Origin of the sequence: Streptomyces caniscabiei (genome assembly GCF_014930365.1) — a bacterium.
In the GTDB taxonomy this organism is placed as follows: domain Bacteria; phylum Actinomycetota; class Actinomycetes; order Streptomycetales; family Streptomycetaceae; genus Streptomyces; species Streptomyces caniscabiei.
On sequence record NZ_JABXWI010000032.1, the window covers coordinates 57,373 to 75,424 of the forward strand.

At 72.1% G+C, this 18,052-nt stretch carries 18 protein-coding genes; 3 read left to right on the plus strand and 15 right to left on the minus strand.

Annotated elements, in window-relative coordinates; translation table 11 throughout:
• Window positions 1-198 precede the first annotated feature (198 nt).
• From HW837_RS45695 to HW837_RS45705, 3 genes are all read right to left on the minus strand, one after another.
• Entirely contained in the window at window positions 199-1,017 is an 819-nt protein-coding gene (locus HW837_RS45695; protein ID WP_045563491.1) for a 4'-phosphopantetheinyl transferase family protein, read from the minus strand.
• Between the two features lie 152 nt (window positions 1,018-1,169).
• Window positions 1,170-2,948, minus strand: a complete 1,779-nt coding sequence (locus tag HW837_RS45700; RefSeq protein ID WP_052683223.1) for an acyl-CoA dehydrogenase family protein — start codon at window positions 2,946-2,948, stop codon at window positions 1,170-1,172.
• Window positions 2,945-3,898, minus strand: coding sequence for an aromatase/cyclase (locus HW837_RS45705; protein ID WP_045563492.1), 954 nt, complete (start codon window positions 3,896-3,898; stop codon window positions 2,945-2,947). Before HW837_RS45705 ends, HW837_RS45700 begins: the two co-directional genes overlap by 4 nt.
• 427 nt (window positions 3,899-4,325) lie before the next feature.
• Here HW837_RS45705 and HW837_RS45710 point away from each other — a divergent pair, with 427 nt between their 5' ends.
• On the plus strand, window positions 4,326-4,571 hold the full coding sequence (locus HW837_RS45710; protein WP_045563493.1) for a DUF6059 family protein: 246 nt from the start codon (window positions 4,326-4,328) through the stop codon (window positions 4,569-4,571).
• Window positions 4,572-4,679: 108 nt separating this feature from the next.
• Here the strand turns inward: HW837_RS45710 and HW837_RS45715 are convergent, their stop codons facing one another.
• The 4 genes from HW837_RS45715 to HW837_RS45730 all read right to left on the minus strand — a co-directional run bounded on the left by HW837_RS45715 (window position 4,680) and on the right by HW837_RS45730 (window position 9,159).
• Window positions 4,680-5,945, minus strand: a complete 1,266-nt coding sequence (locus HW837_RS45715; RefSeq protein ID WP_045563494.1) for a ketosynthase chain-length factor — start codon at window positions 5,943-5,945, stop codon at window positions 4,680-4,682.
• Between the two features lie 2 nt (window positions 5,946-5,947).
• Window positions 5,948-7,219 (minus strand): beta-ketoacyl-[acyl-carrier-protein] synthase family protein, encoded by a 1,272-nt coding sequence (locus tag HW837_RS45720; protein WP_045563495.1) that lies wholly within the window; start codon window positions 7,217-7,219, stop codon window positions 5,948-5,950.
• Window positions 7,216-7,998 carry a thioesterase II family protein gene (locus HW837_RS45725; RefSeq protein ID WP_045563496.1) on the minus strand — a complete coding sequence of 261 codons (783 nt, stop codon included), beginning with the start codon at window positions 7,996-7,998 and terminating at the stop codon, window positions 7,216-7,218. Before HW837_RS45725 ends, HW837_RS45720 begins: the two co-directional genes overlap by 4 nt.
• 339 nt (window positions 7,999-8,337) lie before the next feature.
• A complete protein-coding gene (locus tag HW837_RS45730; RefSeq protein WP_045563497.1) occupies window positions 8,338-9,159 on the minus strand; it encodes an AfsR/SARP family transcriptional regulator in 822 nt (273 codons plus the stop codon).
• 290 nt (window positions 9,160-9,449) lie between these two features.
• Here HW837_RS45730 and HW837_RS45735 point away from each other — a divergent pair, with 290 nt between their 5' ends.
• Both HW837_RS45735 and HW837_RS45740 read left to right on the plus strand, forming a co-directional pair.
• Window positions 9,450-9,695 carry a hypothetical protein gene (locus tag HW837_RS45735; protein WP_143671839.1) on the plus strand — a complete coding sequence of 82 codons (246 nt, stop codon included), beginning with the start codon at window positions 9,450-9,452 and terminating at the stop codon, window positions 9,693-9,695.
• Between the two features lie 204 nt (window positions 9,696-9,899).
• Entirely contained in the window at window positions 9,900-10,916 is a 1,017-nt protein-coding gene (locus HW837_RS45740; protein ID WP_045563499.1) for an AfsR/SARP family transcriptional regulator, read from the plus strand.
• Window positions 10,917-10,997: 81 nt separating this feature from the next.
• Here the strand turns inward: HW837_RS45740 and HW837_RS45745 are convergent, their stop codons facing one another.
• From HW837_RS45745 to HW837_RS45780, 8 genes are all read right to left on the minus strand, one after another.
• Complete coding sequence (locus tag HW837_RS45745) at window positions 10,998-11,843, minus strand: AfsR/SARP family transcriptional regulator (RefSeq protein ID WP_045563500.1); 846 nt, start codon at window positions 11,841-11,843, stop codon at window positions 10,998-11,000.
• Between the two features lie 286 nt (window positions 11,844-12,129).
• Entirely contained in the window at window positions 12,130-12,738 is a 609-nt protein-coding gene (locus HW837_RS45750; RefSeq protein WP_045563501.1) for a ScbR family autoregulator-binding transcription factor, read from the minus strand.
• An 11-nt stretch (window positions 12,739-12,749) separates the two neighbouring features.
• Window positions 12,750-14,339, minus strand: a complete 1,590-nt coding sequence (locus HW837_RS45755) for an acyl-CoA carboxylase subunit beta (protein ID WP_193381935.1) — start codon at window positions 14,337-14,339, stop codon at window positions 12,750-12,752.
• A gap of 119 nt (window positions 14,340-14,458) precedes the next feature.
• Window positions 14,459-14,656: an acyl-CoA carboxylase subunit epsilon gene (locus tag HW837_RS45760; protein ID WP_045563524.1), complete on the minus strand. Its 198-nt coding sequence runs from the start codon at window positions 14,654-14,656 to the stop codon at window positions 14,459-14,461.
• Between the two features lie 238 nt (window positions 14,657-14,894).
• Window positions 14,895-15,521 carry a ScbR family autoregulator-binding transcription factor gene (locus tag HW837_RS45765; RefSeq protein WP_193381934.1) on the minus strand — a complete coding sequence of 209 codons (627 nt, stop codon included), beginning with the start codon at window positions 15,519-15,521 and terminating at the stop codon, window positions 14,895-14,897.
• A 170-nt stretch (window positions 15,522-15,691) separates the two neighbouring features.
• Complete coding sequence (locus HW837_RS45770) at window positions 15,692-16,363, minus strand: ScbR family autoregulator-binding transcription factor (RefSeq protein ID WP_045563522.1); 672 nt, start codon at window positions 16,361-16,363, stop codon at window positions 15,692-15,694.
• 140 nt (window positions 16,364-16,503) lie between these two features.
• Window positions 16,504-17,277, minus strand: a complete 774-nt coding sequence (locus HW837_RS45775) for an SDR family NAD(P)-dependent oxidoreductase (protein ID WP_045563521.1) — start codon at window positions 17,275-17,277, stop codon at window positions 16,504-16,506.
• On the minus strand, window positions 17,274-18,017 hold the full coding sequence (locus HW837_RS45780; RefSeq protein WP_045563520.1) for a haloacid dehalogenase: 744 nt from the start codon (window positions 18,015-18,017) through the stop codon (window positions 17,274-17,276). Before HW837_RS45780 ends, HW837_RS45775 begins: the two co-directional genes overlap by 4 nt.
• Window positions 18,018-18,052: the final 35 nt, after the last annotated feature.

Consider the following 18,052-nt stretch of genomic DNA (forward strand, 5'->3'; position numbering starts at 1 on the left):
GCGTGCCGGGACGTACTGACGCACCGCTGACACCGCGCTGACACCGCTCGGGGCCCGCCGGAGCGTCGCTCGCGCCCGGGACGAGCCGCGGGTCGGGGGCACCGCGTGTGCCGTGCGCGGCGGGCGGTGAGGGGCGGCGCGGTGACGGGGGGCGCGATGACGGGCGGCGCGTCTTCGTGGAGAGCCGTCAGCGGGACCTCAGGACTCCTCGGATGCCTTGGGCTGCATGGCGGAGAGGAAACCGCGGTCGAGCATGGTGTGCACGGAGGTGTCGTAGGCGGTGTTCAGACCCGCGTCGTGACAGGCCACGCTCAGCAGGTACCGGTCCATCACCGGGTGGGTGGCGAAGTCCCACTCGCCGCGGCTGGCCGAGCTGCCGTCGGGGGCGCGCAGTCGGCCGCCCGGGCTGAAGCCGAACTCGTTGAAGCCGAGCCGCAGTCCCTGGCCGAGCGCCTTGCTGTAGGCCTCCTTGAGGGTCCACAGCCGCAGGATGTGGGCGGTGCGCCGGTCCTCGGGCATCGCGGCCACCTCGCGCGCCTCGGCGGGGGTGAGGATCTGCGTCTGGAGCAGGTCCAGCCGCACCAGGCGGTCGGCGGGCTCCACGTCCACGCCGATCCGGCCGGTGCGGCTGAGCCCGACCGCCATGAGGTCCCCGGTGTGACTGAGGCTCAGGTCGATCTGGTCGAAGCCGCGCAGGTACGGCCGTCCGCCGAGGCGGTAGGCGATCTCCAGGTACTCCGGCGGGGTCGCCAGGGCCGCGGCGGCCGTGTACTTGATGAGCAGCCGCGCGGCGGCGAACCGGTAGCGCACGGTGGCGTCGGGCGTACGCCGGTAGCGGGGCCAGTCACGGCCGAGCAGTTCCCGCAGCCGCGGGGTGGTGAGGACACTGGGCAGCCACTCGCTCCATGTCGTGTACACCAGTGCGTTGCCGAGCCGCGCGAGGTCCTCCTTCACCCCGCGCCAGGGCCCCGCGGGCCGTGGCACATGGAGGGGCACGGCACATCTCACCCGGTTCATCCTGGTCTCCCTGCGTGTCGTGGTCTCCCGGGGGCGGGCGCCGCGGGGGCGCGGCCCGGTCGGGGCGCGCGTGAGCCACGCCGGGCACGGGTCCGGTCGGCCCGGGTCGCCTGTCGCTTCGTTCGCCCCGGCCGTCACAGCCGTCGGCCCTCTCAGCCGTCGGCCGTCCCGGCCGTCAGCCGGGTCGCGTACAGATCCAGGCTGTGCCCGTCGCGGCAGCGTTCCAGCAGTTCGGCCAGGACGGTGCGTTCGGCCTGGGCCGGTACGTCGGGCACGTCGGCGCCGAGTCTGCGGCCGATGCGTCCGAGGGCGAGCACCGCCCAGGCGGGGTCGGAGAGGAAGGCGTCACCGCCGTCCTGGTTCTCGAAGACCCCGAGACAGGCCGCCGCGGCCAGCACGAGGGCGTAGCGGTCGGCCAGGGCGCAGGCCTGCGGGTCGAAGGCGGCGCCGCTCGCGGCCGGCAGGGCCGCGCACCGCGCGCGCAGGACCTTCAGTTCGTCGACGAACGCCCGCGCCAGAGCAGCGAGGACACGGTCCAGCGGACCGCCCCCGGCCCGGTCCGAGAGTCTGTCGGCGGCGCCGACCAGGGTCGCGGTGAGCAGGTCGTCGGTGCCGGAGTGGGCGAGTCGGCGGTGATCGAGGACGGGCAGTGGCGCGCCGGGCGTGAACAGCGCGGCCGGTGGCTCGGCGGACCGGAACCAGGTCGTACGGGCCAGTGTGGGCAGCTGGGGCACGAGCACCGCCTGGCACACGGCGGTGCCCGAGTGCCCGAGTCCGGCCACCGGCAGGTCCCGCGCGAGTTTCTGGAAGCCGCCGTAGAGCGGGCCGCGGTCGTAGCCGCGGGCGCCCAGTACGGCGGCGAGCTCCTCCAGGTTCTCGCGCAGCAGGTCCGGCATCGTGTACTTGACGGCTGCCGCGAGCAGATAGGCGTCCTCGGGTACGAGGCTGAGCGCGCGCAGTCCGGTGACGGCCATCGCGTCGCAGGCCAGCAGGTCGGCGAAGACCCCGGCGAGCGCCCGCTGCCGACGGCGCGAGGGCTGCCGGTCGGGGCGGTCGACGGTGGCCGCTCGCACGGCCTGGCGCAGCACGCTGTCCACGCCGGCGAGGACGGTGCCGGGGATGAGGCAGTGGCTGATCTGGAAGCTGCGCAGCGCCAGCGACACCCCGTCGCCGACCTCGCCGACGACTGCCGTGGAGGGCACCGGCACATCGACGAGTTCCAGTCCGCAGAAGCGTGCTCCGCGCATGCCGGGTGTCTGGACCCGCTCCAGCCGCCGTACCTCGCCGGAGGCCGGTGGTTCGGGCCCCAGCAACAGCACGGAGTGGCTGTCGGGGCCGTCCTGGGCGCGGGTGCGGGCGTAGGCGACGAAGGTGTCGGTGCGGTCGGCGTTGATGACGGCGTCCTTGCGGCCGTTGAGCAGGAACCCGCCGCCGGGGGCGGGCACGGCGCGCAGTTCGTGCCGGAGGATGGCGTTGGCGTGCGCCACCTCGCGGTGCACGATCGAGATCCGTCCCCCGTCGTTCAGTACCCGGGCCAGGGTGCGGCGTTGGGCGTCGTCGCCCGCGGTCCACACGGCGGAGGCCGCGAACAGCGAGGTGATGCCGAAGCCGTAGCCGAGCGCCAGGTCGCGGCGGAACAGCGGGCGCAGCACCCGTGCCAGCCGCTCCAGGTCCTCGAGGTGCCCGCCCAGGTCGGCGGGGACGAACTCGGCGGCCAGGCCGACGTCGGCGAGCAGCGCTTCGGTGGCCTCGGGGACCTCGCGGGCGTCGTCGGCCCGCAGCAGCGCTCGGTGGCCGTGCGGGTTGCCGGGGTCGAAGGGGTCGCCGAGCGCGGCCTCCAGGTGGGCGGCACGCTCGGGTTCGCCTCCGCTCCGGCGCGCGGGGCGGGACACGGCCGCGAGGTCCGGGGCCGGTCGTCCGACGGTGGTCACAGGACACGCACCGCGCTGAGGGCGTACTGCGTGGCGTACCGCAGCACCAGCAGCCCTGCCTGTCCGATCCGGTCGCGCACGTGCCGGGCTGCCTCCGCCGTGTCCGCGTCCGGGCCGAGAACGGCCGTGGCGCCCCGCTCGTCGAGGAGCACGTTGTGCCGGGCGGTGAGGTTGACGCCTCTCTCGTCGGGTTCGAGCAGCCATTCGCCGGTGTGCGCGGTCAGCAGCGGGGAGGTGCGGGTCTGCTTGTAGACGATCCGGCCGGCGCTGGGGAAGCAGATCCGTACCGACTCCGACTCGTGCGCGGTGCCGTCGACGGTGAGGCTGCCCATCGACATCACCTGCACACCGGGGGCCTTCTCGGACACCTCCAGGGTGCGGACGTGCGGCAGTTCGGCGGGCCAGTCCTCGGCCCGGTAGAGGAAGTCGAAGATCAGCTCGGCGGGTGCCCTGACGTGCACGGTGTCCTCGAAGGACAGGGTGAGGTCGTCCAGGCGGGTCCAGCGCTCGGCCATCCAGGCCAGCCGGTCGAGCTGGGCACGGCTGTTGGCGGCGGTGACCTCATGCACCCAGGACACGTCGGCGGGCGCGTCGTCGGCGACGGTGAAGCTGTGCTCCAGGGTCACCCGGGAGCGGTCGCCGAGCGGCTGGACGGTCCACACGCCGCTCATCGACGTGATCGGGGCCTCGGGCAGGTCCTGTGTGAACTCCACGCGCAGGGCCGAGACGTCCAGGCGCCGGCTGGAGACCCAGGAGCTGACCCGTTCCCCCGCGACGGCCCACAGGCGCAGTCGCTCCCGGCTGCCGTCGAAGTCCAGTTGCTCCACGTGGACGCAGGGTGGGAAGAACAGCGGCCATTGCGTGGCGTCCGCGATCAGCCCGTACAGCACGCCGGCCGGGGCCGAGGCGGTCACGTCGCTGACGGCACGGTGTACTCGCGGTTCGGGCATCGTCCACACCCTTCGTTGTTCGAGGCGTCGCCGCCGCGCCGGTACGAGATCTCCGCGTCCGGGTCCCGCACGTGCGGCGGCTCCACGCGACACGGGCGGCATCCGGACGGTGGCCAATCGTTTCGGCGTTGTCGGCGGCCGTGGTTTCGACCCTGTCCGGAACCGCTCGTGATGCGCACGCGCCGCGCTCGATCTCCGCTGGAGCCCGGCCGGGTCGGCGCAGGTCGCGGGCTCCCGCCCCGCCTCGTACGCCGTACCCGCGACGCGCCGCCACCAGGCCGGTGGTACGGCCTGTGCCGTCCGGCCGGTCCGGGGCGCCCCGTCGTCGCGGTGACGCGTCCGGCCGCGCTCCACCGACAACCGGCGCGCGCTCGAGGACGACGGCGGACGGTGGCCACCCGGAGAGCGACGACCGAGGAGGTCCACGGTGAAGCCCCTGCGCCCCTGCCTCCGCCTCGTGCGCGGACTGTGGGACGGTCTCGTGGTCTACGGCCTGCTGCTGGTGTGCGGCGAGACGTCGGCGTACGAGGCCGCGGCCCGCCGGGCTCCCCTGCGGGGCCTGCCCCCCGGCCACCCCGAACGCCTGCGCACCGACCTGCCCCTGTCTCCCCTGGAGCGCCGCCTGGCCCGCGAACTCGCCGTGCCGGCACCCGGCCGGCGGGAATCGGCGTAGGGGAGTTCCGAAGGCCGGCACGGTGTCCGCGACGCCCGCCGGACCTCACCCGGAGGCCCTCACCCCCTCCCCCACCGGGCGCCGTGACGGCGCCCGGTTCCGCTCGTCTCACGTGCCCGGCGCCCTCAGGACGGCTGCCGCGTTGAAGCCGCCGCGGCCTCGGGCGAGGACCAGGGCGGTGCGCAAGCCGGGCCGGGGGCGGGGGCGGTCGACGACCAGGTCGATGGGGCAGTCGGGGGCGATCGGGCTGGTGCCCGTGGTGGGCGGGATGACCTCGTCGCGCAGGGAGAACAGGGCCGCCGCCAGGTCCAGGGACGAGCCCCCCGCCGCCAGGCGGCCGGTCATCGTCTTGGGCACGGTGACGGGCACCCCGTACGGCCCGAACAGCGCGCACAGGACGGCGCTCTCGGCGAGGTCGCCCGCCCGCTCGCCCGCGCCGTCGGCGAAGACCACGTCGACCTCCCCCGGTGTCACCCCCGCGTCGGTGAGGGCGAGTTGGGCGGCCTCCCTCAGCCGGGGCGCGTCGGGCCCGTCGAAGGTGGCGGCGCAGCCGGCGACGATGCCGTACCCGGTCGCCCCCCGCCGCTCGGCGGCCTCGGCGTCCTCCAGGACGAGCAGGGCCCCGCCCTCCCCCACCACGTGGCCGTCGGCGGCCGCGTGGAAGGGCCGGTAGGCGCGCAGTGGATCGGCGGTGCGGCTCATGCGGCCGTCGGCCAGGTGTGCCGCCCAGCCCCACGGGCACAGGGTGGAGTCGACGCCGCCGGTGACCATCAGCTGCGCGCCCTCGCGGATGCGGCGCCGGGCGCGGGCGAGGGCGTCGATGCCGCCGGCCTGTTCGCTGATGATGGTGGACCCGGTGCCGCGCAGTTGGTGGCGGATGGCGACCTGTCCGGGCCCGGCGCCGTGGAACCAGCCGGAGGACTGGTAGACGCTGACGTCCCGGGCGCCCTTGCCCCACAGCGCGGCGAGCCCGCGCTGGCCGAACTCGGCACCGCCCGCGGAGCTCGCGGTGATCACACCGGCGGCGTAGCCGGGCAGGCCCCCCGGGTCGGCACCCGAGTCCTCGATGGCCTCCCTGGCCGCGCAGAGCATGAGGCGGGTGGCCCGGTCGGTCTCGGGCAGCAGCCTGCTGGGGATGTGGTCGGCGTCGACGAAGTCGCGGATCTCCCCGGCCAGGCGCACCGGGTAGCGGGAGGCGTCGAAGCGGGTCAGCGGTCCGATGCCGCTGCGCCCGCGCAGCAGGGCCGGCCACCAGGCGTTCGCGCCCAGCCCGTTGGGGGCGGCGACACCGATGCCGGTGACGAGCACCTCGGCCGTCCGGCCGCCCGGCTGTGTCAGGGCTCCGGCCGGGCCGGTCGCCGTGTTGTCCCGCATCGTCACACCGCCTTCTTCAGCTGCGGCTGGGTGAGCACCGTGGCGCTGTGGAACCCGCCGAATCCGCTGGCGACGCTGAGGACCGTGCTGGTGCGCATCTGCCGCGCGATCAGCGGTGTGTAGTCGAGGTCGCAGGTCGGGTCCGGTTCGCGCAGATTGGCGGTGGGCGGCACGGTGTCGTGCTGGATGGCGAGTGCGCTGGCCGCCACGTCCAGGGCGCCGGCCGCGCCGAGGGCGTGCCCGATCATCGACTTGATGGAGCTGATGGGGATGGAGCGGGCGTGCTCGCCGAGGCCGGCCTTGATGGCGTGGGTCTCGTGCCGGTCGTTGGGCCGGGTGCCGGCGCCGTGGGCGTTGACGTACTCGACGTCGACCGGGTTGAGCCGTGCCTCGTCCAGCGCGGCCCGGATGGCGGCGGCCATCTCCTGTCCGCCCGGGCGCAGTCCGGTCATGTGGTGGGCGCTGTTGAGGGCCGCGTACCCGGACAGTTCGGCGTAGGCGCGGGCGCCGCGGCGCCGGGCGTGTTCGAGTTCCTCCAGGACGACGACGGCGGCGCCCTCGCCGAGCACGAACCCGTCGCGGGTGCGGTCGAAGGGGCGCGAGGCCGTCGTGGGGTCGTCGTTGCGGGGGCTGGTGAGCCGCATACGGTCGAAGCAGGCCATGGTGATCGGGGAGATGGGTGCCTCCGCGCCGCCCGCGACGACGATGTCGGCGCTGCCCTCGCGGATCAGGTCGGCGCCGTGCCCGATGGCGTCCAGGCCGGAGGTGCAGCCGCTGGAGACCAGGCCCACCGGGCCCTGTGCGCCCACGTCGCGGGCCACGACGGCCGCGAGCGAGCTGGGCACGAAGTAGTCGTAGAGGAACTCGCCGGCCTTGCTGTGGTCCACCGTCCAGGTGCTGCCGAAGTCGCTGAGGATGGCGTACTGGGTGGCCATGGCCGTGGTGCAGCCGATCGCGCTGCCGAGGCTCACCCCGGTGCGCAGCGCTCGGGCGTCCCCGCCGTCGCCGAGTCCGCTGTCGGCGATCGCCTCGCGGGCGCTGACCAGCGCGAACTGGGCGACACGGTCGAGGCGTTCGGTGTCGGCGAGGGTGAAGCCGTGCGCGGCGGGGTCGAAGTCGACCTCGGCGGCGACCTGGGAGCGGTAGCCGGAGGCGTCGAAGAGGGTGATGCCGCGGGTGGCGGTGCGGCCGGAGGTCAGCAGTGACCAGAAGTCGGCGGCGCCCACCGCGCCGGGTGCGACGACCCCGATGCCCGTGATGACGACGCGCTTCATCGCTGTCCTTTCGTCTCGTGCGCGGCGACGCGGTCGCGGCAGGCCAGGGCGACCAGGTGCGGCAGGTCGGGGGAGTCGGCGAAGAAGTGGTCCCCGGTGACGGTGTGGCTGACGATCGGGCCGGTCGCCCACCGCTGCCAGTGTTCGAGCGTCTCCGGCTCGGTCAGCGGGTCGTCGCTGCCGGCGAAGACCAGCACCGGGCAGGTGACGGGTCCACCGGTGGCCGGGTCCAGGGCGGCGGCGCGCAGCGAGGCGGCGAGGCGCAGGTCGTCGCGGAGCACGGGCAGCACGCTGCGCCGCCACAGCCCGCCCGGGGACGCCGAGGCGCCCTGGGGCAGTGAGCCGAGGTCGTCCAGCAGGGGCAGCAGGTCCCTGTCGGGCAGGTCGGCGGCGCCCACGAGGGCGGTGCTCGTGTCCGGCGGCGGGCAGGCGCCCACGGCGAGGAACAGGGGCGGGGGGGCGCCGGCGTCGGCGAGGGCCCGGGTGAGGGTGTAGGCGACGAGGGCGCCCAGGCTGTGCCCGTACAGCGCGTACGGGCCCGAGTGGGCCGCGGTCAGCAGTTCGGGCAGCAGGTCGGCGAGGAGGGCGGCACGGTCGGTGACACGTGGCTCGCGCCGACGGTGGTCGCGGCCGGGCAGCGGCAGCGGCGTCACGTCGACGGCCGTGCCCGCCGCCAGGGGCCAGCGCCGGTAGCTGGCCACTCCCGCGCCGGCGTGGGCGAGGCAGTAGAGCCTGACCCGCCCGTCCCCCGCCCCGTCGTCCTGCGTCCGGGAAGCCATCCGTCGCCCTCCTGTAGAAGTCCTGGGCCGCGCAGGGGTCTGCTGCGGCCTGGTCGCGGTGCGGTGCCCGCCCGCGCCGGCGCGGACTCCACCTCCAGAGCCTGACGTGCGCGACTCGGGTGACACTCGACCGGCACCGGCTTCCGCGGGCCCCCGCACCCTCGGTGTGCGTGCCGTGTCCTTTCCGGCCGTGTCCCTTCCGGCCGTGCCCGTCCCGCCGTGTCCGTCCCGCCGTGTGCGTGTCCTTCCCGCCGTCCCGGCGCGGGGCACCGGGTGTGTGTCCCCTGCCCGGCCGGGCGGAGTGCGGGCAGGGCGCGGACCTCCGGGCCGTACGTCCGCTCAGGCGGCGTACAGGTCGAAGGTGGAGGTGCGCCGGGGACCGGACAGAACGTCCAGGCGGGGGTCCACGGCGAGCATCGCCTGGTGCATGCGCTGCAGTTGGGGGGACGGCTCCACGCCGAGTTCGTCGATGAGCCGCTGGCGCAGCCGGCGGTACACGTCCAGTGCGGCGGCCTGCCGTCCTGAGCGGTAGAGCGCCAGCATGGCCTGCGAGTGCAGCCCTTCGTGCTGGGGGTGACGGGCGATGAGGTGGGTGAGCTCGGCGATGAGTTCGACGTGCCGGCCGAGTCTGAGGTCGGCGTCGATGCGGCGTTCCTGGGCGACCAGACGGCTCTGGTCCAGGCGCATGACCTCGATCTCGAGGATCGGCCCGACGCGGACGTCGACGAGGGCGGGTCCGTCCCACAGGTGCAGTGCCTCGCGCAGAAGCGTGGCGGAGCGTTCGTCCTCGCCGTCCTCGAAGGCCTGCCGGCCCTCGGCGACCAGCCGCTCGTAGCGGTAGACGTCGACGGACTCGGCGGGCATCTGGAGCAGGTAGCCGCCGTAGCGGGTGGCCAGGACATCCTTGGCGGTGCCAGGGGCGCCGGGACCCATGGCGGTGCCGAGCATGCGGCGCAGCTGGAGGATGTACGTCTGGAGCGTGGTGAGCGAGCTCTGCGGCAGCTTGGTTCCCCAGATCTCCTCCATGAGCGTGGGTACCGGGACGACCCGGCCCGGATAGAGCGCCAGCAGGGCCAGGATCTGACGGGGCTTCCCTGCGGTCGGAACGATCGACATTCCATTGACTTCGGCATTCAACGTGCCCAGGACTTTTATCTCCATGATTCCTCCGAGCAGAGTCGTCCTTCGGTTGCGCGTTCGGTTTTCGACTCTCTGAATAGTGTCCTGCCGCAGCATTCTTTGTCATTGCCGAGAGGCACAGGCTAGAGGAACCTGATCTTCTTCCGAGCCACTCGCCAGGCAGTCTCGAGAATTTCTCGAGTCCTTTTGCAGCCGGACCGGGCATCCGTACTGACGTCCGACTGATAAACCGCTGACACCGTGTTCCCGGGGCGTCCCTCCGACACCGAAACCCTGTCCCGGGGCGCACGGGGGCTGTTAGCTTTCCGGCCATGGCGAACGAACCGCGAAGCACGCCCCCCGGCCGTGGCGCGGACCCGATCACCCGGGAGGTGCTGAGCCGTCTCGCGAAGCCAGCGGGGTCCGCGCACCCGGACGCAGCGATCGTCGGCGCCGCGCGGCAGGGGTACGAGTTCTTGCCAGACGTGCCCGATCGGGCGCTGCTGACCCTGCTCGGCGCCCACCATCGCCGCACCCTCCAGGTCGGCTTTCCCGATCTGGGGGTGGATGCGGCCTGAGACCCTCTTGAGGCAGCCTGCACAGGCCCCTGAAAACAGCTGGTGAATCCGGCGGACCGACCGCCGGCCAACTAGCGTCACCCGAGGAAGAAAGCCCCCGGGACATTGCGTCCGAGAATTTCGGAGATCGTTTCCGGTGGGTGATTCGGCCGCCCGTTTCCGGGTGCGGCCACCGCTTCACTGGTTTTCTCGGGGCAGGACTAAATGGAATTTCAGATTCTTGGTTCGGTCCAGGTCCACGACGAGCGCACCGGCGTGTTCATCGTGCCCATGGGCGCGAAGCAGCGTGCGCTGCTCGGCACCCTCGTGGTGCGGGCCGACCGACTGGTGCCCACCGAGCTGCTCGTCGACGAACTGTGGGGCGAGCACCCGCCGGCCAACGCGGCCAATGCCCTGCAGGCCCATGTGGGCCGACTGCGGCGGCTGTTGCCGGGGGGAACACCGGGCTCGGGCGAGCAGCACCACGAGTTCCTGGTGACCCGCCCCCTGGGCTATGTGCTCAGACTGGGCCGTGCCGAGACGGACGTGCGGCGCTTTCGCCGCCTCGCGGAGGAGGGCCGGGCCCTCGCCCTCGACGACCCCGCCGGCGCGGCCGAGGTGCTGCGTCGGGGCCTGGCGCTGTGGCGCGGCCCGGCCCTGCAGGGCAGCGGACGCGGCGCGGTCTGCTCGGCCGAGGCGGCACTGCTGGAGGAGATGCGGCTGACCGCCCTGGAGCGGCTGTACGAGGCCGACCTGCGGACGGGGCGCAGCCAGGAGATCACCGGCGAGCTGGAGGAACTGACGGCCGCTCACCCACTGCGGGAGCGCTTCTACGAGCTGCTGATGACCGCGCTGCACCGCTCGGGCAGGCAGGCGGAGGCGCTGGGCACGTACGACCGGGCCCGCCGCGCCCTCGTGCACGACCTGGGCATCGAACCGGGCCCGATGCTGCGCGCCTGCCTGGAGACGATCCTGCGCCAGGACCCCTGGCCCCTCGCCCCGGACCCGTCACCGCCCCCGGCGGGCGACGTACATCCAGCGGGCGTCACGCGTCCGGAGGGCGACGCACATCCGGAGGGCGACGCACATCCGGAAAGCGACGTGCTGAGCGTACGGGGGCTGTACGAGGAGCTGCTCCGGCTGCGTGGCCATGTCGAGCGTCTCACCCGTGAACAGCGCGCCCTGACCGAGCGTCTGAACCGCCCGGACCGCCCGGCCGCACCACGGGCGGTGGGCCGATGAGGGGGCCCGCGAGCGGTGGGCCGATAGGGCCCGCCGCCCCCGGTCGGGCCGTTGGGCGCCGGCCCGACCGGTGAAGCCGCCTCAGCGGCCTGCCAGTTCGGAACCGCGGGGCATGATGCGTCCGCCGGTCGCGCGGGCCGGGGCGGGCGTCGGCAGCTCGGGGCGGGCCACGAGGACGGAGCGCTGGAGCCGGCTGAGCGCCGTGGAGGGCTCCAGGCCCAGTTCCGCCACGAGGGTGGCCCGCAGCCGCTGGTAGACACTCAGCGCTTCGCCGCGTCGGCCGGAGCGGTGCAGCGCGAGCATGAACTGGCCGTGCAGGCTCTCGTGCATGCGGTACTGCTTGACCAGCACCGTCAGTTCCGACAGCAGCTCACGATGGCGGCCCAGCCGCAGATCGGCCTCGATGCGCTGGTCCAGCGCGCACAGCCGCGCCTCCTCCAGCCGCCGGATCTCCATGTCGATCTGATGGCCGGCCTGGATGTCGGTGAGCACCTGGCCGTTCCACAGCGAGAGCGCGTCGGCCAGCCGGCGCGCGGCTCCGGTGTAGTCCTCGGCGTCCATGGCCCGGTAGCCCGCCCCCGCGCGCCGCTCGAACTCCCGGAAGTCCACGGTGCCGCCCCGGCTCTCCAGGCGGTAGCCGCCGGGGACGGTGGTGAGGATGTCCTTGGCGGTGCACCGCTCGTTCTCGTCGTGCGCCAGCGCCTCGGCGATCAGTTCGCGCAGCTGCAGCACGTACGTCTGGAGCGTGGTGCGCGCACTGCGCGGAGGGGTCTCGCCCCACAGCTCCTCGATGAGCGTGGCCACGGAGACCACCTGGTCGGCGTTGAGCGCGAGGAGGGCGAGAACCTGCCGCGGCTTGGGCGCCGTGGGGACGACCGACACTCCGTTCTCGCGCACCGACAGCGCTCCCAGCACTTCGATGTCCACGTTCTCCCCCTGGAGTCAGGCTTCAGGACCGATGCATCTCGACCTGTGACTCCATAAAAAAACAGCGCAGTTGGTTTGTCAATACCAGACCAGCTATGCTGTTTGTAACAGACTGCCCCGGGACCGGTCGAAGCCCCGTCACACCAAGGGCGACCCCTCCGCCCCAAAGATGCTGGAAAATAGCCTTATGTCAGGCAATTGGCTTCGGAGATCACGGGGAGGTTCGAGTCGGAAGCCGACCTGGGAACCCTCGAAGAGTGAACCAAAAAAAGACCGATTGGTCGGATCAGTGAGTTCCGCGGGCATCCAAGGCGGGGAGCAGCTCCGTGGTGGCCAGCGTGGGCAGCAGCAGCTCCCAGAACCTCGCGACGGTTCGCCGGGAGAGCCAGTCGCCGTCGCGCCGGGCGAGCACCTCGAACCCCGCGGTCGTGGCCACCACAGCGGTGGCCACGGCCCGGGTGGAGACGTCCGCCCGTAGCTCACCGGCCCGGTCGGCGCATGTGAGCAGATACTCGACGCGGTTCTGCCAGTGCCCGCGCACGTCGGCCCGCCGCCCGCGGCCGGCGTCCCTGCCGAGTTCGAACCCGGCCCGCAGCACCACGTCGTCCCGCAGTTCGCGCGCCAACTGGTGCGTGGTGTCCACGAGGTTCTGCAGGCCGCCACCGGCGGAGGGTTGGTCCACGAGGTCGCGCAGGCGCAGGGCCGCCGCCTCCGCGACCGCCTCCGCCAGTGCCGCCTTGCTGGCGAAGTGGAAGTGCAGCGCACCGTTGCTCACCCCGGCCCGCGCGCTGATGGTGGTGATCGAGGCGACCGCGTACCCCTCCCGGTCGAAGACCTCGGCCGCAGATCTGATCAGGTTCTCCCTGGTCCGCACCGCCCTTTCCTGTTTGGCCATCGCGTGCTCCGTTACTGAGGGGGATTGCCGTGCTTGCGCGCGGGAGCGTCGGCGTGCTTGGTGCGGAGCATGGTCAGGGAGTTGATCAGCACTTCACGGGTCCTGGCGGGGTCGATGACGTCGTCGACCAGACCGCGCTCGGCCGCGTAGTACGGGTGCATCAGCTCGGCCTTGTACTCCTTCACCATGCGCTCCCGCATCGCCTCGGGGTCGTCGGCCTCGGCGATCTGGCGGCGGAAGATGACGTTGGCGGCACCCTCGGCGCCCATGACGGCGATCTCGTTGGTCGGCCACGCGTAGCTCAGGTCGGCGCCTATGGACTGGGAGTCCATGACGATATAGGCCCCGCCGTAGGCCTTGCGCAGGATGAGGGAGATCCGGGGCACGGTCGCGTTGCAGTAGGCGTACAGCAGCTTCGCGCCGTGGCGGATGACCCCACCGTGCTCCTGGTCCACCCCCGGCAGGAACCCGGGCACGTCCAGGAGAGTGATGATCGGGATGTTGAAGGCGTCGCACATCTGCACGAACCGCGCGGCCTTCTCGCTGGCCTCGATGTCGAGGACACCCGCGAGGGACTGCGGCTGGTTGGCGACGATGCCGACCACCTGGCCGCCGAGGCGGCCGAGGGCGCAGATGATGTTGCGGGCCCAGCGCTCGTGGACCTCCAGGTAGTCGCCGTCGTCGACGATCTCCTCGATGACCTTGGCCATGTCGTACGGCCGGTTGCCGTCCGCCGGAACCAGGTCGAGCAGACTGTCCGAGGTCCGGGTCTGCGGATCGGTGCACGGCACGCACGGCGGGAACTCGCGGTTGTTCTGGGGCAGCATCGACAGGAGGTAGCGCACCTCGGCGATGCAGGTCTCCTCGTCGTCGTACGCGAAGTGCGCGACGCCGCTCGTCTCAGCGTGCACGTCCGCGCCGCCGAGGCCGTTCTGGGTGATCTCCTCGCCGGTGACCGCCTTGACGACGTCCGGGCCGGTGATGAACATCTGCGAGGTCTCACGGACCATGAAGACGAAGTCGGTCAGGGCGGGGCTGTAGGCCGCGCCGCCCGCACACGGACCGAGCATCACCGAGATCTGCGGGATGACACCCGAGGCCCTGGTGTTGCGCTGGAAGATGCCGCCGTACCCGGCCAGCGCCGAGACGCCCTCCTGAATACGGGCCCCCGCGCCGTCGTTCAGCGAGACCAGCGGCGCACCCGCCGCGATGGCCATGTCCATGATCTTGTGGATCTTCGTGGCATGGGCCTCGCCCAGCGCACCGCCGAAGATACGGAAGTCATGGGCGTAGACGAAGACCGTACGGCCCTCCACCGTGCCCCAGCCCGTGATCACACCGTCGGTGTACGGCTTCTTGGCCTCCAGACCGAACCCGGTCGCCCGGTGCCGGCGCAACTGCTCGACCTCGTTGAACGAACCCGGGTCCAGCAGCAGCTCGATGCGCTCCCGCGCAGTCAGCTTCCCCTTGGCATGCTGCGCCTCGGTCGCCTTCTCACTGGGACCGGCCAATGCCTCCGCCCGTACCAACCCCAGTTCCGCCACACGTTCGCGGGCGTTTGCCGCCCCCGAGGTCCGCGGGATGTCATTCACAATGGTCACGGCGTGTCCCTCCCTCGTGGTGAGGCCCGGAGGAGCTTCTTCCACCTTAACAAACCGTCTGAGCGGTTTTGAGGTGGGTGCGGGCCGTTCATGCATCAGCCATGGATGACGACGGCGGCCTACTGCCAGCTGTACGGGGAGCGGTAGGCGTCGGGAGCCCGCTCCGGGCGCCACGGCGGGACGTCGGGACTCTGCTCCTCCCCGGCGTCCTCACCCCGGGCCGCCAGCACGGAGAACAACACGACGGTGACCGCGGCCAGTTCGACGTCCGTGGCTCGCCCCCGCTCCACCCGGAGTACCGCTTGCGTGCTGCTCATCCGGCCGGCTCCCTCTTCGTCGGAATTCCCCGCAACGGTCGGGCACCGCACTCAAGAAACGCTTTCGGCCCGGTCGAGATCCGTTTCCTTCGCGGAGGTTCGGCGCGCTCGTGGGAAGGCCGCGCGGCGGACGGCGACGGCACGCCGGCGAGGAGGCACTGTCGTCCCGGCTGGTCCGTCGACGCGGGCACGGCCGGTACGGACGAGCTTCATCGCGTCCCCGGTCCCGCCGCCCGGCTCAGTCGGCCGCCTCGGCCCTCTGCGCCGTCGGGATCGCCCCGTGGTGCAGCGAGGCCGCCAGCCGTGGCAGGAGCACGGTCCAGAACTGCGCGAGCCGTTCGGTCGAGAGCCAGGTGGCGTCCGTCATGCCCAGCGCCCCGAATCCGACCATCGCGGCGACGATGGCGGTCGTCGCGGCATCCGCCGAGACGGCCGAGGTCAGTTCCCCCGCCTCCTGCGCCTCGACGACGAGGTCACGCACCCGGCGCTGCCACCAGCACAGCATGTGCGCCTCGTTCTTGCGGGAGGGGTCGCCGCACAGCCGGAAGCCGGCTCGGACCATGGGATCGGCGGCGACGGCGAGCAGCAGACCGGAGACGGTGTCCACGAGTGTCTGGAGCGAGCTGCCGGTCGCGGAGCGGCAGCTCTCCGCCAGTTTCTCGGCAGACTCGGTCGCCGCGCTCTCCACCTCCGCGGCCAAGGCGTCCTTGCTCGCGAAATGAAAGTGCAAAGCCCCTGCGCTGACGCCCGCCCTACGGCTGATGAGGGGCAGCGTGGCCAGAGCGTATCCCTCGTCGGCGAAGATCTCGGCCGCCGCGACGACGAGGGCGCGCCGCGTCCTGGCAGCTCGCATCTGCTTGACCACATGGCCCCCTCCCGGTCTGACTCCACGATAGCAAACCGCATATTTGGTCTGTTTGCTAGTCCGATCACGGTGTCTTCACGAGAAGCCCTTGACACATAGCGAGTCCCTGTCCAGCGCGGGACGGGGCGCCTTCAGAGTTCGTGGAAAGACAGAAAGCGGTCGCCGAGGAGTCAGACCTCGGCGTGCTCCAGCTCGCTCCCGGCCTGCCGGAGGCGCTCCGCGTTCTGGATGACCCGGGCCCCCCGGTCCGGGGCCGTGTCCAGTCGGATCAGCGCCGCGGGCGTGGCGATGGCCGGCAGCATGTGGTTGAACAGGACCGAGACGCGCTCACTGAGATCGGACCAGTTCGAGGTCGCCTCGGAGAACATCTGCGTGCCGAGCCAGGCGCCGAGGAAGCACTCGGCGGTCTCCTTGGGGACGACGTGGGGCAGCACCTCGCCCCGTTCTTTCGCCAGGCCCAGGTAGGTGGTCGACAGTTCGATCCAGGCGGGCCAGGCACTGCCGAACAGCCGTCGGCTGTGCAGGTCGGCCGAGAGACGGATCCCCGCGAGGAGGACGGCGTCACGCGGGATCTGGTAGGCCAGCACCATGCCGACGTCCACCCACTCCTGGAGCTTCAACTCACAGGGAACGTGGCTGTCGCCGGTGATCTGAGCCTCGATCACACCGCGGGCCAGGGCCTCCTTGGAGTCGAAGTGGAAGTAGAGCGCTCCCTTCGTCACCCCGGCCCGGTCGAGGATCTCGGCGATCGTCGCCGCGGCGTAGCCCCGTTCGGCGAAGACTTCCGCTGCGGCCCGGATAACAGCATGACGGGTCCGTACTGCACGTTCCTGCCGCGCCATGCTGTCCTCCTCAAGCGAAAATTAAAACCGAACGTTACGTACCTTACCCACGACACAACGGTCTGCTCCTGCTTGCGGCACTTCTCTCGCCCTGTGCGCCTCTTCGGGTGGGCGGACGGGGGCGAACGGGGGGCGGACGGTTACCAGGCCGTGCGACCCCCGTCCACCGTCAGCGTCGCACCGGTGACGAAACTCGCCTGGTCGCTGCACAGCCAGGCGGCCGCTTCCGCCACCTCCTGCGGGTCGGCCGCCCGGGCCTGCGGGGCGGAGGAGAGGGCCCGCTTCTCCGCCTCCGGACTCAGGGCGAACCACTGCTCGACCATCTCCGAACGGGTCAGGCCGGGGGCGATCGCGTTGACGCGTATGCCGTGCGGCGCGTACTCCACCGCCGCGGCCTTGGTCAGACCGATCACGGCGTGCTTGGAGGCGATGTAGGGGGCACCCGCCGCGGACGCGACCAGTCCGCCCACGCTGCTCGTGTTGACGATCGCCCCTCCCCCGCCCGCCAGCATCGCGGCGATCTCGTGCCGCAGGCAGTTCCAGGTCCCCCGGGCGTTCGTCCCCATGACCAGCTCGTACGACGCGTCGTCGATGAGATGCAGAGGCGTCTTGTCGAGTCCTGCCCCGGCGTTGTTGAACGCCACGTCCAGGCGGCCGTACCGCCGCACCGTGAGGTCCACCGCCTGTCGGATCTCCTCGCCGTCACGCACGTCCACCACGTGGAAGCTCGCTTCGGCTCCGCTGCGACGCAGCTCGTCGACGAGTTCACGCAACCGGCTCTCCCGGCGCGCCGCCAGTACGACGACGGCTCCCTGCCGGGCGAAGACCTGGGCCGCGGCCGCTCCGATGCCGCTGCTGGCACCGGTGATGAGCGCGACCTTCCCGTCGAGGGGAGTCGCGAGATCGCCGGTCATGGCCGCACCCCTCTGGTGAGGAGTGCGGCCTGAGCCTCGCGGCGCCGCCAGACGGTCCCCTCGGCAGCGTCACGGTCGAGGGTGAGGAGCAGGTCCTCGTCGATGTCGGACAGGGAGTCCACCATGTGCCGGACGCCCGCCGCCCGCATGAGTTGGCGCTGGAAGCCGTGGGCGAAGGAGCTGGGGTGACCGACGAAGGCGACGCCCAGTTCCTTCGCCTCCTCGGCGACGCTCGCCACGTCGTCGATGAAGAGCACCTGGTCGAAGCCGAGTCCCCACACATCCCGGGTGATCTCCGCGATTCCCGGGCGGAAACCGTCGGTGCAGACGTAGCGGGGCCCGGCGAAGTAGGAGGCCCATGCACCGAGGTGACGGTCGAAGTGGCTCTTGTCCAGGCCGCCGTAGCACACGATCTGCAGCCCGGCGGCGCGCAGCCGCCGCAGCAGGGCGAGCGCTCCGTCGGCGACGCGTACCGGATGGGTACGCAGGTACCGCTCGCGCTCGGCGAAGTAGGCGTCGATCATCCTGTGCGGGAGCACCGGGGCCCCTGCGGCCTCCACGAACGCCTGGGCGGCCGTGAGGCGCGACCGGGAGAAGACGGCATGCTCCAGCTCGGGTGTGTAGTCGAGTCCCCAGCGGACCGCGAGGCGGTGGATCACCGGGCTGAAGGTGTCGTCGAGCAGCACGCCGTCGATGTCGACGGCGGCGAGGCGCAGGGTACGCAGTGGGGCCTGGGACATGGAAGTCTCCTGGGTGAACGCGGAGTTCGGGCGGG

What these genes read in the sequence shown, in the direction of transcription:
- HW837_RS45695 (WP_045563491.1), bottom strand. Translation starts at nt 1,017, where the DNA reads ATGAACCGGGTGAGATGTGCCGTGCCCCTCCATGTGCCACGGCCCGCG.
- HW837_RS45705 (WP_045563492.1), bottom strand. Translation starts at nt 3,898, where the DNA reads ATGCCCGAACCGCGAGTACACCGTGCCGTCAGCGACGTGACCGCCTCG.
- HW837_RS45715 (WP_045563494.1), bottom strand. Translation starts at nt 5,945, where the DNA reads ATGCGGGACAACACGGCGACCGGCCCGGCCGGAGCCCTGACACAGCCG.
- HW837_RS45720 (WP_045563495.1), bottom strand. Translation starts at nt 7,219, where the DNA reads ATGAAGCGCGTCGTCATCACGGGCATCGGGGTCGTCGCACCCGGCGCG.
- HW837_RS45725 (WP_045563496.1), bottom strand. Translation starts at nt 7,998, where the DNA reads ATGGCTTCCCGGACGCAGGACGACGGGGCGGGGGACGGGCGGGTCAGG.
- HW837_RS45730 (WP_045563497.1), bottom strand. Translation starts at nt 9,159, where the DNA reads ATGGAGATAAAAGTCCTGGGCACGTTGAATGCCGAAGTCAATGGAATG.
- HW837_RS45735 (WP_143671839.1), top strand. Translation starts at nt 9,450, where the DNA reads ATGGCGAACGAACCGCGAAGCACGCCCCCCGGCCGTGGCGCGGACCCG.
- HW837_RS45740 (WP_045563499.1), top strand. Translation starts at nt 9,900, where the DNA reads ATGGAATTTCAGATTCTTGGTTCGGTCCAGGTCCACGACGAGCGCACC.
- HW837_RS45750 (WP_045563501.1), bottom strand. Translation starts at nt 12,738, where the DNA reads ATGGCCAAACAGGAAAGGGCGGTGCGGACCAGGGAGAACCTGATCAGA.
- HW837_RS45760 (WP_045563524.1), bottom strand. Translation starts at nt 14,656, where the DNA reads ATGAGCAGCACGCAAGCGGTACTCCGGGTGGAGCGGGGGCGAGCCACG.
- HW837_RS45770 (WP_045563522.1), bottom strand. Translation starts at nt 16,363, where the DNA reads ATGGCGCGGCAGGAACGTGCAGTACGGACCCGTCATGCTGTTATCCGG.
- HW837_RS45775 (WP_045563521.1), bottom strand. Translation starts at nt 17,277, where the DNA reads ATGACCGGCGATCTCGCGACTCCCCTCGACGGGAAGGTCGCGCTCATC.
- HW837_RS45780 (WP_045563520.1), bottom strand. Translation starts at nt 18,017, where the DNA reads ATGTCCCAGGCCCCACTGCGTACCCTGCGCCTCGCCGCCGTCGACATC.